The sequence below is a fragment of the Achromobacter sp. UBA4530 genome (genome assembly GCF_002388205.1).
GTDB lineage: Bacteria > Pseudomonadota > Gammaproteobacteria > Burkholderiales > Burkholderiaceae_B > Achromobacter > Achromobacter animicus.
The window spans coordinates 125427-137942 of sequence record NZ_DGMA01000044.1; the positions used below are offsets into that span (position 1 = coordinate 125427).

Genomic DNA, 12516 nt, shown 5'->3' on the forward strand with positions numbered 1-12516 from the left:
GCTTAGGCGGCTTTTTTATGTCCGAATGCAATAAGCCATACGCCCGATCCCGCCCCGCCTGCCCATTGCCGTAAGCCCGACTAGGCGTACGCCTGTACACCTCGTACGCTTTACCGGTCCCTTTCCGAGGAGTCGCGCATGCAAGGCATCACCCCCCTGCGCCTGGCGGCAGTCATCGCCATGGCTTTCGTCGCCCACGGCGCTCAGGCCGCCACGACGCTCACCATGACCACCGAGTACCCGGCGACTTCCATGCCGGGCCAAGGCGTGTCCACGTTTGCCGAGCTGGTGCGCGCCAAGTCGGCGGGCAACGTCATCATCGACACGAGTTTCGACGCGGCCAAGGGCATCAAGTCCGGCGACATGATTGACGCGGTTCAAACGCGCAAGGTGGATGCGGGCGACGCCTTCGCCGGCGCGCTGGCCACGAAGTATCCGCTGTTCGGCGTGTCGTCCCTGCCCTTCCTGGCGGACTCGCTGTCCAAGGCGCGCAACCTCAACAAGGCCGCCCGTCCGGCGTACGAGAAGCTGCTGGCTGCGCATGGCCAGAAGCTGCTCTACACCACGCCGTGGCCGGCGTCGGGCATCTGGTCCAAGCAGAAGGTGGACAGCGTGGCGGCGCTGAAGCGCCTGACCATCCGCACCTATGACGCCACGTCGCAGGACGTCATGCAGCGCGCCGGCGCGCGCGCGGAGAACATCTCGTTTGCGGACGCCATGCCGCGCATCGCGTCGGGCGAGGTCAATGCGGTGCTGTCCTCCGGCGACGGCGGCGCGGGCCGCAAGTTGTGGGAGTACCTGCCCCACTTCGCGGAGATCAACTACGCCATGCCGATCTCGGTAGCGACAATGAATCTGAAGGCGTACGAGGCGCTGGATGCGCGGTCGCGCAAGGCCATCGACCAGGCGGCCGCGCAGACCGAGACCGAGCAGTGGAAACGCATCGAAGGCCGCCTGCAGCAGAACTACGCCAACATGCGCAAGAACGGCGTGGCCATCAACACTGCCGTGCCGCCCGCGGTGCGCAAGGCGTTGCAGGACGCATCCAAGGAATCCATCAATGCCTGGAAAGCGGCGGCCGGCCCGGAAGGGGCCGCCATTCTCAAGCAGGCGAGCAAGCGGTAGACGAAAGCCGCGCCTAGTTGTTGCCGGACAGGTCGAACAGGCTGGTCGCGTCCATTTCCAGCACGCTTTCGTCGTGCTGGTTCACGACCGTCCACGCCCAGTTGATGATGCCCAGATCCGGGCGCGAGGACGAGTGGCGCGCGCCTTGCACGCGCGCGTGCAAGTGCAGGGTGTCGCCAGGACGGACTGGCGTGCGCCAGCGGACTTCGCCCAGGCCGGGCGAACCGAAGGACTCGGAATCATGCAGGGCGGCGTCGACCGCCATGCGCATGGCCAGCGCGCAGGTGTGCCATCCGCTGGCGATGAGGCCGCCCCACCGGCCTTCCGCGGCGCGCTGCGGATCGGTGTGAAACCACTGGGGATCGAATTGGCGGGCAAACGCCAGGATCTCCGCTTCCGTCACGGTGACCGGCCCGCCTTTGATCACCATGCCGTCCTTGAATTCCGCGAACTTCATGTTGTTTTTCCCCGTGCAAACGAAACCGGCGCGCCCAGGCGCGCCGATCGTCACGCAACTGTTGTTGTGGTCAGTAAGTCTCGAAGTGCAGCCGGCCTTCACGGCGCAGCGCTTCATGCAGGATAGACCAATCCTCGCCCGACTGCACCACCACTTCGCGCAACGCGTCCAGCACGCCGACCTCCATGCCCTTCAGGCCGCAGACGTAGATGCAGGTGTTGCGGTCCGTCAGCAATCCACGGACCTGCGCGGCGCGCTCGCGGATCAGATCCTGCACGTAGCGCTTGGGCTGGCCGGGTTCGCGCGAGAGCGCCAGGTTGATGTCGATGAAATCACGCGGTAGCTTCATCAACGGCCCAAAGTACGGCAGTTCGCGTTCAGTGCGCGCGCCGAAGAAAAGCATGAGCTTGCCGATGTCCGCCGTGCCGATCAGGCGGCGGCTGCGCTCCGTCATGGCGCGCATCGGCGCAGAACCCGTGCCCGTGCAGATCATGATGAGGTTGGCCTTCGGATGATTCGGCATCAGGAAGGTGTGGCCGAACGGGCCAATCACTTGCACCGTGTCGTTCTTCGCCAGGTCGCACAGATAGTTTGAGCAGACGCCGTGCGCGGCCTCTCCACCGTGATCCTGCGTGACGCGCTTTACCGTCAGCGACAGGTTGTTGTAGCCCGCGCGTTCGCCATCGCGCGGGCTGGCCAGCGAATACTGGCGCGCGTGATGCGGCCGGCCCATCGCGTCCACGCCCGGCGGCAGGATGCCGATCGACTGCCCTTCCAGCACCGGAAACGGCTGCTCGCCGAAATCCAGCACGATGTGGTGGATGTCGCTTTCCGTGTCGGCGCCGGTGACGCGGTAGTTGCCCACCACCGTCGCGGTAATCGGCGTCTTGTGCGTGTAGAGATTCACATAGGGGTGCGCGGCAGACCACGGGGGGACGGCCGCGCCGGGCGTCACAAGCGTCGCCGGCGGCGTTGCCGGTTCAGCCTGCGGGTCCGCGGCGACCTGCTGCGCGGCATCGTCGGCACCAGCAGCATCCAGCGGCAACGACTTTTCCTGCGGCAGCTCTTCCCAGCCAAACTGGTCCTGCACGGAATAGGCCTCGGCGCGCACCACCAGCCGCCAGTTGTCGATGGAACCCGTCGGGCACGGCGGCACGCAGGCCATGCAGCCGTTGCAGATCTCCGGATCCACCACGTAGTTGTTCGAATCGTGCGTGATCGCATCGACCGGACAGGTCTCTTCGCAGGTATTGCAGCGGATGCAGATCTCGGGATCGATCAGATGCTGCTTCAGGACTTCCACCGGTAATGGGGCGTTCATCGCCGTCCTCCCAAACGCGCGGGCGCGCGGCCCGCGCGGCCATCAGTTGAAACGCACGTACTCGAAATTCACCGGCTGGCGGTTGACGCCCATGACGGGCGGCGCGATCCAGTTGGCGAATTTGCCCGGTTCCGTGACCCGGCCCATCAGCGACGCGACGAACGCGCGATCTTCCGGCGTGGGCAGCCACTTGTGCTGGTTGGCCTGCCATTGCGATTCGGACACGATCTCGCCTTCGGGCGACATGCGGATGCCGGCCAGCGTGCCGATCTGGCGGTTGAACGCCTTGTGCGGCACCTGCAGGCGAAAGGCCAGGCCGCTCTTTTCGATGACCTTGTTCCAGCGGCCGATGCCGGCCACCGAGTCGCGGATGAAGTCATCGCGCAGCACTTCGTTCAGCGCGTTCAGCATCGGCACCTCGATCTCCGTCAGCTTGCCGTTGCTGACGTTCAGCACGCGGTACGTGTCGTTCTTGAGCTGATGGTCGTCGTTGCGCTTGGTCTCTTCGTAGCGGCCCTTCAGGCCCGATCCGTAGAAGATGGCTGCGTTGGACGACTGGTCCGCGCCGAAGAGGTCAATGGTGACGCTGTAGTGGAAGTTCAGGTAGCGCTGGATGGTGGGCAGGTCGATCACCCCGGCCGCGCGCACGGCTTGCGGATCGTCGGTCTTCAGTTCCTTCATCACTTCGCAGGTGCGCTGGATGACGCGCGAGATGCCGGACTCGCCGACGAACATGTGGTGCGCTTCCTCGGTCAGCATGAACTTGGTCGTGCGGGCCAGCGGATCGAAGCTGGATTCGGCCAGCGCGCACAACTGGAACTTGCCGTCGCGGTCGGTGAAGTACGTGAACATGTAGAACGCCAGCCAGTCGGGCGTCTTCTCGTTGAAGGCGCCCAGGATGCGCGGGTTGTCGGAATCGCCCGAACTGCGCTGCAGCAGCGCATCGGCTTCCTCGCGTCCGTCGCGTCCAAAGTAACGGTGCAGCAGGTACACCATCGCCCAAAGATGCCGCCCTTCTTCGACGTTGATCTGGAACAGGTTGCGCAGGTCGTACTGCGACGGCGCGGTCAGGCCCAGATGGCGCTGCTGCTCGATCGAGGCCGGTTCCGTGTCGCCCTGCGTGACGATGATGCGGCGCAGGTTGGCGCGATGCTCGCCCGGCACGTCCTGCCACACGTCGCGGCCGATGTTTTCGCCGAAATGGATCTTGCGCTGCCCGTCCTGCGGCGCCAGGAAGATGCCCCAGCGGTAATCCGGCATGCGCACATGGTTGAAGTGCGCCCAGCCGTCGGGCTCGACGCTGACCGCCGTGCGCAGATAGACGTCGAAACCATGCGAGCCATCAGGCCCCATGTCCTGCCACCATTGCAGGTAATTGGGCTGCCAGTGCTCCAGCGCACGCTGCAACGTACGGTCGCCGGACAGGTTGACGTTGTTGGGAATCTTGTCGGTGTAGTTGATGCCGGACATGTCTCTCTCCTGATTCTTGGAATGGGGCGCCAGCCGCGCGGCGCTTGGGTCTCAGGACCAATGGGCCGGCGCGCATGACGCCTGGCCGCCCGTTGGCCGAACGCTTGCCGCCTAGACGCGGTTCCAGTCGAATGCCGCCTGCTCGCCCTTGCCGTACAGCTTGAGCGCACCCTTGTCGCCCGCCGCGTTGGGGCGGTTGAAGATCCAGTTCTGCCAGGCGGTCAGCCGGCCGAAGATGCGGGTTTCCATGGTTTCCTGCCCGCCGAAGCGCAAGTTGGCTTCCAGGCCGGTCAACGCATCGGGCGACAGCGCGCGGCGCTCTTCCAGCGCCAACCGCACTTCGTCGTCCCAGTCGATGCTGTCGGGCGCGTAGGTGATGAGGCCCAGCTCCAGCGCGGCGGATGCCGGCAGGCTGCGGCCGGCCTGCGCGCGCACCGCTTCCAGCGGCTGCGTCTCGCCGTAAAAGCGCCGTTGCAAGCGGCTCTGGCCGTTCACCATGGGGTACGCGCCAAAATTGCGCTCGCCCACCACGATCTGCGGCGGCGGGGCGTCGATGGCTTCGTCGTCCTCCACGTCCAGCATGTAGCTGCGGTCCGCAGCCAGCGCCAGTTCCAGCAGCGTGCCCGCAAAGCACGAGCCCGGTTCGATCAGCGCGAACATGCTGCGCGACGTCACGTCCAGCCGCGCCAGCGTGCGGCGCAGCATGCCGGCGGTCTCGCGCACGAACCAGTGGTCGGCGTGCCGTTCCAGCGCCGCGTCGGCCGCAAGCACCGCCTCGGCATCGCCCTCCGTCTTTAGGATCCAGGTGCCGATGTCCAGCTCGTTGGTGCGCATCGACAGGATGGCGTCATCCAGTTCGCGCGCCATCTGCAGCGGCCACCAGGCGGCGCCCGCGGCAACGATGTCCTGCAGTTCCGTTTCGACGCGGCCTTGCGGCGCGCGAACCGTCCACGTCGCCTGACGCTTTTCGCGATCGAGCTGCACGTCGACGTAGCGATAGGACAGGCTGGTCTCGGTCTCGGTGCGTTGCAGCGGCGTCAGCGACACGCCCTGCTCGTCCGCCGGGCGGTGGCTGTCCTGCGCCAGCGCCAGGGCGCGGGCGCGGACTTCTTCCTCGAAGCGGGCTGGCTTGACCACGTCGTCCACCAGCCGCCAGTCCTTGGCGCGTTGCCCGCGCACGCCCTCGACCAGCGTGCAGAAGATATCGGCATGATCGTGCCGCACGCGGCGCTTGTCGGTGACGCGGGTCAGGCCGCCCGTGCCGGGCAGCACGCCCAGCAGCGGCACTTCGGGCAGGGCCACGGACGACGAACGGTCGTCGATCAGCAGGATTTCGTCGCAGGCCAGGGCCAATTCATAGCCGCCGCCCGCGCACGCGCCGTTCAGCGCGGCAATGAACTTCAAGCCGCCGTGGCGGCTGGAGTCTTCAATGCCGTTACGGGTTTCGTTGGTGAACTTGCAGAAGTTCACCTTCCAGGCGTGGGTGGACAAGCCCAGCATGAAGATGTTGGCGCCGGAACAGAAGATCCGGTCCTTCATGCTGGTGACGACCACGCTGCGCACTTCGGGGTGTTCGAAACGGATGCGCTGCAGGGCGTCATGCAGTTCGATGTCGACGCCCAGGTCGTACGAATTGAGCTTGAGCTTGTAGCCGGGGCGCAGGCCGCCGTCTTCGGCGACATCCATGGCCAATGTCGCGACCGCACCGTCGAAGGCCAGGCGCCAATGCCGGTACTGGGCGGGATCGGTTCGAAAGTCGACCCGGCTGATGGGGCTGCTCATAGTGTGTCTCCTCATACGCCCTGTGCTCGGACAGGAAAAATACTGCACCACATGAATTATTATGCAGATTAGTGCAGGCGATTTGGAGCGTCAAGCGGAATATGCAGAAAAGTGCAGGTCCCGAAGGACGGGAGGCGGAAAGCAAAAGGCCGCCCTCGAAGGGGCGGCCTTATCGCACATCAACCGGGCGAGCGGGCGGTGCAGCGCTATAGCGGCAGCCCGCAAGCCTTGCGCACCTGCGTACGCAGACCGGCAAAGCTTTCGGGCACTTCCAGATTGCTGGTCACCCAGGTCAGATCGGCCTTGGCATAGAACGCTTCGCGTCCGGCCAGGATGCGCTTCAAGTCAGCCATCGCTTCGTTGTTGCCCGACATCGGGCGGAAGTCGCCCTGCGCCATGACGCGGCTCATGTGCTCTTCGGGCGTGGCGCGCAGCCAGACCGTATAGCAGTGGGTCAGCAGCAGGTTCAAGGTTGCGGGTTCGGACACCAGACCGCCAGGCGTCGCCAGCACCATTTCCGGGTAGATCTGCACGGCCTCTTCCAGCGCGCGCCGTTCGTAGCGGCGATAGGCATTGGGACCGTAAAGGTTGTGGATCTCCAGGATGCCGCAGCCGGCCACCCGCTCGATCTCGCGGTTCAGTTCCACGAAGGGGTAGCCAAGATCGTCGGCCAACATCTGGCCCAGCGTCGACTTGCCCGCACCGCGCAGGCCGATGAGCGCCACGCGCTGCGTACGGTTTGGGCGCTGGGCTCCGGCGCCCACGCCAAACAATTGCGTCAGCGCCTCGCGCGCACGCTGCAGATCGGATTCGGTGCGCCCGCTGAGCAATTCCCGGATCAGCAACCAGTCGGGCGATTCCGTGGTCACGTCGCCAACCAGTTCGGCCAGCGCGCAATTGAAGGCGCGCGCAATCTGCAGCAACACCAGGATCGACGCGTTGCCGACGCCGTGCTCCAGATTGGCCAGGTGGCGTTCGGACACGCCGGTCGCCTGGGACAGCCCCTTGCGCGTCATGCCGCGGATGGCGCGCAGGCGGCGCACGCGCTCGCCCAGGGCGATCAGAAAGGGCTCGCGCCGGGGTTCGATGGGCGCCGTGTCTAGCGCTTGATTCATGGTTCGACTGACTCCGCAAAAACCCTGATTACCGCTCTTTTATGCACTATAGTGCTTGACCCACATCAACGGAAGCACTATTTTTCCATCCAACGAGTCCACAGCCGATCCGGTGCAAAAAAACAGCAGTCCAACAGGACTGCCGAGCGCCGACAGTGTAAAGGAGCCGCCTGGTGAGTACGCCTGACCAATTCCATGCCCTGATGCGCGACGTGACGCGTCTGACGGCCGGCCAGCCGCTGGATGCAGCGCTGCAGGCCCGGCTCAATGACGCCGCCGGTCCGGACAGCGCGCTGTTCCAGGACATCTTTGCCACCTGTAGGCAGGGCGTGGCCGACGGCTGGATGTGCAACCGCGAAGGCGGCGGCATCAAGTACGGCCGGGTCATCAAGCCCGCCGATGACCTGGGCGGCTGCTCGGTGGACGTCGTCGACATGATCGACCTGGCCGGCCCGCACCACGCGCATCCCAATGGCGAGATCGACATGATCATGCCGCTGACCGAAGACGCCCGCTTTGATGGCCACGGGGCCGGCTGGCTGGTCTATGGCCCGGGGTCGGCGCACCGCCCCACCGTGACGCAGGGCCGCGCCCTGGTGCTGTATCTGCTGCCCGGCGGGGCCATCGAATTCACGCGCCCCGGCTGACAGCCGGTCCGGACACCCGCCCTGCCGCCAACAACAACCACAGGCACGGCGTCCGCCCACCAGGACATCAGGAGACAACCGTGAACACCTGCCCCGCCGAACTGAATTTCGCCAGCCATCTTGCCGCGCTGAACGCGCCGCGCGCCAACAAGCTGGCCTACATCGACGACACCCGCCAGCTCACGTACGGAGATCTGGCCGAGCGCGTGGCCCGCATGGCGGGCGCGCTGCGCAATCTGGGCCTGCGCCGCGAGGAACGCATCCTGTTGCTGATGCAGGACACGGCCGACTGGCCGGTGGTGTTCCTGGGCGCGCTGCACGCCGGCGTGGTGCCGGTGGCCGTCAACACGCTGCTCACCGCCGACGACTACGCCTACATCATTGCGCACAGCCGCGTTCGGGCCGTGTTCGTGTCGGGCGCATTGCTGCCGGTCCTGCAATCGGCGCTGGCCCAGGCCCCGGCGGATATCGAACACCTGGTCGTTTCGCAGCCGGGCGCAAACCTGCCGGACGGCGCCCACGAATTCGAATCCCTGCTGGCGGCCGCCCCGCTCGCGCCCGCCGCGCGGACGCTGTCCGACGAGATTGCGTTCTGGCTGTACTCGTCCGGGTCCACGGGCAAGCCCAAGGGCGTGGTGCACACGCACGGCAATCTCTGGCACACGGCCGAACTCTATGCCAAACCCGTGCTCGGCATCCGCGAAGACGACGTGGCGTTCTCGGCTGCGAAGCTGTTCTTTGCGTACGGCCTGGGCAATGGCCTGACGTTTCCGCTGTCGGTGGGCGCCACCGTCGTGCTGATGGCCGAGCGCCCCACGCCGCAGGCCGTGTTCCAGCGTCTGGTCCGGCATCGTCCCACGGTGTTCTATGGCGTGCCGACACTGTACGCCAGCATGCTGGCCTCGCCCGACCTGCCCGCCCGCGAACAGGTGGCCATGCGCGTCTGCACGTCCGCCGGCGAAGCCCTGCCGCGCGACATCGGCGAGCGCTTCACGCGCCATTTCGGCTGTGAAATCCTGGACGGCATCGGTTCGACCGAGATGCTGCACATCTTCATTTCGAACCGCGCGGGCCAGTTGCGCTACGGCACCACGGGCAAGCCCGTGCCCGGCTACGAGGTGCAATTGCGCGACGACAATGGCGCGCCGGTTGCGCCGGGCGCCATCGGCGATCTCTACATCAAGGGCCCTAGCGCCGCGCTGATGTACTGGAACAACCGCGACAAGACGCGCCAGTGCTTCCTGGGCGACTGGCTGAAAAGCGGCGACAAGTACGTGTGCGATCCAGACGGCTACTACACCTATGCCGGCCGCAGCGACGACATGATCAAGGTCAGCGGCCAGTACGTGTCGCCGGTGGAAGTCGAGAACATCCTGATCCAGCACGAGGCGGTGCTGGAAGCCGCAGTGATCGGCGTGCCGGATCACGACGGCCTGGTCAAGACGAAGGCCTACGTGGTGCTGCGCGCCGGCTTCGAGCCCGACGCGCAGACGGGCGTCGCCTTGCAGCATTACGTGAAGCAGCATCTGGCGCCGTTCAAGTACCCGCGCCAGATCGATTTCCTGGAAGAACTGCCCAAGACCGCCACCGGCAAGATCCAGCGGTTCCGCTTGCGCGCGCTGGAAGAGGCCGCGCTATGACCACCGCCACCGGGGCTGCCCCGGTCTTTGCCACCCTCCACGCGCGCGGCCGCGACATGCGGCTGGAATGCGCGTGGATCGCCCCGGAACGCGCCGATGCGCCGCTTATCGTGTTCCTGCACGAGGGGCTGGGATCGGTGTCGATGTGGAAGGACTTTCCGCAACGCGTCTGCGAGGCGGCCGGCTGCCGCGGCCTGGTGTATTCGCGCTACGGCTATGGCCAGTCCACCGCGCGCCCGCTGCGCGAAGCCTGGGCTGTGGACTTCATGCATCGCGAGGCGCACGAGGTGCTGCCCGCCCTGCTTGAAGTCCTGGGCGTGAACGCGCACCACGACAAGCCCGTGTTGTTCGGCCATAGCGACGGCGGCTCGATCGCATTGCTGTACGCCGCGCGGTATCCGGATAAGGTCGCCGGCGTGGTCGCGGCCGCGCCCCACATCTTTGTCGAGGACATCTCGGTGGCCAGCATCGCGCAGGCGCGGCAGGCCTATCTGGAATCGGACCTGCATGCGCGGCTGGGGCGTCATCACCAGGATGTCGACTCGGCATTCTGGGGCTGGAACGACATCTGGCTGAAGCCCGAATTCCGGGCGTGGAACATCGAAGACGAATTGAACCGTATCACCTGTCCCGTGCTGGCCATCCAGGGCATGGACGACGAATACGGCACGCTGGAGCAGGTGCGCGGCATCCGCCGGCGCGCGCCGCAGACCGAATTGCTGGAGATACCGGCGTGCGGGCATTCGCCGCACCGGGATCAACCCGCCACCGTTGTCCAGGCCGTCGCACGCTTTGTGGGCGCGCTGGAAAAACCCGGTTGACCCAGGCCGCGCGATCGGCCCGGCGTTAGCCCATAACAAGCACGGAGACAAACCATGAACCACGTCCTGACCCGGGCTGCGCTGGCCGCCGCCCTGACGATCGCCGCAAGCGGCGCGCATGCCGACGATAAGCTCAAGGTCGGCTTCATGCTGCCCTACAGCGGCACCTTCGCCGCGCTGGGCAACGCCATCGAGAACGGCTTCAAGCTCTACGTCGCCGAGCAAGGCGGCAAGTTGGGCGGGCGCGAGATCGAATACTTCAAGGTGGATGACGAATCCAATCCGGCCAAGGCAGCGGAGAACGCCAACCGCCTCATCAAGCGCGACCAGGTGGACGTGCTGATCGGCACGGTGCATTCGGGCGTGGCGATGGCGCTGGCCAAGGCGGCCAAGGACGCCGACACCACACTCATCGTGACCAACGCCGGGGCGAATGCGATCACCGGCCCGCTGTGCGGCCCCGGCATCTTCCGCACCTCGTTCACCAACTGGCAACCGGCCTATGCGATGGGACCGGTGGCCTATGCCAAGGGCCACAAGACGGCCGTGACCATCACGTGGAAATACGCGGCGGGCGACGAAGCCATCGGCGGCTTCAAGGAAGGCTTCGAGAAGGCCGGCGGCAAGGTTGTGCGCGAACTGAGCCTGCCGTTTCCCAACGTGGAATTCCAATCCCTGTTGACGGAGATTGCTGCGCTCAAGCCGGACATGGTCTTCACCTTCTTTGCGGGCGGCGGCGCGGTGAAGTTTGTGCAGGACTATCACGCCGCCGGCCTGGACAAGACGATTCCGCTGTACGGCTCGGGCTTCCTGACGGACGGCACGCTGCAGGCGCAGGGCGCGTCCGCGCAGGGGCTGCTGACCACCCTGCACTACGCCGACGGGCTGAACACGCCGCGCGACAACGCGTTCCGCGCCGACTATTCCAAGGCGTACAAGATGCAGCCGGACGTCTATGCGGTGCAAGGCTATGACGCCGCGCAGCTCATGCAGTCGGGCCTCACGGCCGTGAAGGGCGATTTCTCGAAGAAGGAAGCCTTCCGCAGCGCCATGCGCACGGCAACCGTCGACAGCCCGCGCGGCTCGTTCACGCTGTCCAAGGCGGGCAACCCGGTGCAGGACATCTACCTGCGCCGCGTCGACGGCCTGGAGAACAAGGTCGTCGAAGTCGCGGTTCAGAAGCTGGCCGACCCCGCGCGCGGCTGCAAGCTGTAACGCCACGCACCGCGTCCGCCACAGGGAGGCCCCATGGACATCAGCATCCTGCTCATTCAGAGCCTGAACGCATTCCAGTACGGCTTGCTGCTGTTCCTGGTGGCCAGCGGACTCACGCTGATCTTCGGGATCATGGGCATCATCAATCTGGCCCACGGCAGTTTCTACATGATCGGCGCGTACATGGCGTTTGCGCTGGGTCCGGTGGTGGACCGCTGGCTGGGCGGCGGCTTTCTCACGACGCTGGCGGTCTGCGTGCTGGCCGCCGCCGTACTGGGCTACCTGCTTGAAGCCGCGTTCTTCAGCTACCTGTACAAGCGCAATCACTTGCAGCAGGTGCTGATGACCTACGGCCTGATCCTGGTGTTCGAGGAGCTGCGCAGCATTCTTGTCGGCAACGACGTGCACGGGGTGCCGCTGCCATCGTGGCTGCAGGGCAGCATTGCGCTGGGCGACGTGATGACATATCCCGTCTACCGGCTCTTCATCTCGGCCGTGGGCATTGCGGTGGCGATGCTGCTGTACTGGGTCATATCGCGCACCCGGCTGGGCATGATGCTGCGTGCCGGGGCCAGCAACCGCGAGATGATCAGCTCGCTGGGCATCGACATCAACAAGCTGTACCGCGTGGTGTTCGCGGCGGGCGTGGCGCTGGCGGCGCTGGCCGGCAGCATTGCCGCGCCCGTGTCGTCGGTCTATCCCGGCATGGGCAACGGCGTGCTCATCATCTGCTTCGTGGTGGTGGTGATCGGCGGCATCGGGTCGATCCGCGGCGCCTTCCTGGCCGCGATGCTGGTGGGCTTTGCCGAGACCTTCGGCCAGGTGCTGTTCCCTTCCGCGGCGGGCGTGCTGGTCTATCTGCTGATGGCCTTCATCCTGCTATGCAAGCCCGAAGGGCTGTTCAAACAGGGCTAGGTCCTGTC

At 65.8% G+C, this 12516-nt stretch carries 11 protein-coding genes; 6 read left to right on the forward strand and 5 right to left on the reverse strand.

The window, feature by feature from the left end; genetic code table 11:
* Positions 1–138: 138 nt before the first annotated feature.
* Positions 139–1125, forward strand: coding sequence for a TRAP transporter substrate-binding protein (locus tag B2W22_RS26005; protein ID WP_175125897.1), 987 nt, complete (start codon positions 139–141; stop codon positions 1123–1125).
* Positions 1126–1138: 13 nt separating this feature from the next.
* Here the strand turns inward: B2W22_RS26005 and B2W22_RS26010 are convergent, their stop codons facing one another.
* From B2W22_RS26010 to B2W22_RS26030, 5 genes are all read right to left on the reverse strand, one after another.
* Entirely contained in the window at positions 1139–1582 is a 444-nt protein-coding gene (locus B2W22_RS26010; RefSeq protein WP_175125896.1) for a MaoC family dehydratase, read from the reverse strand.
* 70 nt (positions 1583–1652) lie between these two features.
* The gene (gene boxA, locus B2W22_RS26015; RefSeq protein WP_175125895.1) at positions 1653–2903 is read right to left on the reverse strand and encodes a benzoyl-CoA 2,3-epoxidase subunit BoxA; all 1251 of its coding nucleotides are present in this window, start codon (positions 2901–2903) and stop codon (positions 1653–1655) included.
* Between the two features lie 42 nt (positions 2904–2945).
* Positions 2946–4373 (reverse strand): benzoyl-CoA 2,3-epoxidase subunit BoxB, encoded by a 1428-nt coding sequence (gene boxB, locus B2W22_RS26020; protein WP_056570867.1) that lies wholly within the window; start codon positions 4371–4373, stop codon positions 2946–2948.
* A 111-nt stretch (positions 4374–4484) separates the two neighbouring features.
* Positions 4485–6155: a 2,3-epoxybenzoyl-CoA dihydrolase gene (gene boxC, locus B2W22_RS26025; protein ID WP_286940118.1), complete on the reverse strand. Its 1671-nt coding sequence runs from the start codon at positions 6153–6155 to the stop codon at positions 4485–4487.
* Between the two features lie 206 nt (positions 6156–6361).
* Complete coding sequence (locus B2W22_RS26030) at positions 6362–7270, reverse strand: helix-turn-helix transcriptional regulator (RefSeq protein ID WP_175125893.1); 909 nt, start codon at positions 7268–7270, stop codon at positions 6362–6364.
* 173 nt (positions 7271–7443) lie between these two features.
* Here B2W22_RS26030 and B2W22_RS26035 point away from each other — a divergent pair, with 173 nt between their 5' ends.
* From B2W22_RS26035 to B2W22_RS26055, 5 genes are all read left to right on the forward strand, one after another.
* Entirely contained in the window at positions 7444–7917 is a 474-nt protein-coding gene (locus B2W22_RS26035) for a DUF4863 family protein (RefSeq protein ID WP_056570873.1), read from the forward strand.
* A gap of 80 nt (positions 7918–7997) precedes the next feature.
* Positions 7998–9557, forward strand: coding sequence for a benzoate-CoA ligase family protein (locus B2W22_RS26040; RefSeq protein WP_286940119.1), 1560 nt, complete (start codon positions 7998–8000; stop codon positions 9555–9557).
* Positions 9554–10378, forward strand: a complete 825-nt coding sequence (locus tag B2W22_RS26045) for an alpha/beta fold hydrolase (RefSeq protein ID WP_286940122.1) — start codon at positions 9554–9556, stop codon at positions 10376–10378. The genes B2W22_RS26040 and B2W22_RS26045 overlap by 4 nt, the downstream gene beginning before the upstream one ends.
* A 54-nt stretch (positions 10379–10432) precedes the next feature.
* On the forward strand, positions 10433–11593 hold the full coding sequence (locus B2W22_RS26050) for an ABC transporter substrate-binding protein (protein WP_175125890.1): 1161 nt from the start codon (positions 10433–10435) through the stop codon (positions 11591–11593).
* Between the two features lie 33 nt (positions 11594–11626).
* Entirely contained in the window at positions 11627–12508 is an 882-nt protein-coding gene (locus tag B2W22_RS26055) for a branched-chain amino acid ABC transporter permease (protein WP_175125889.1), read from the forward strand.
* Positions 12509–12516 lie beyond the last annotated feature (8 nt).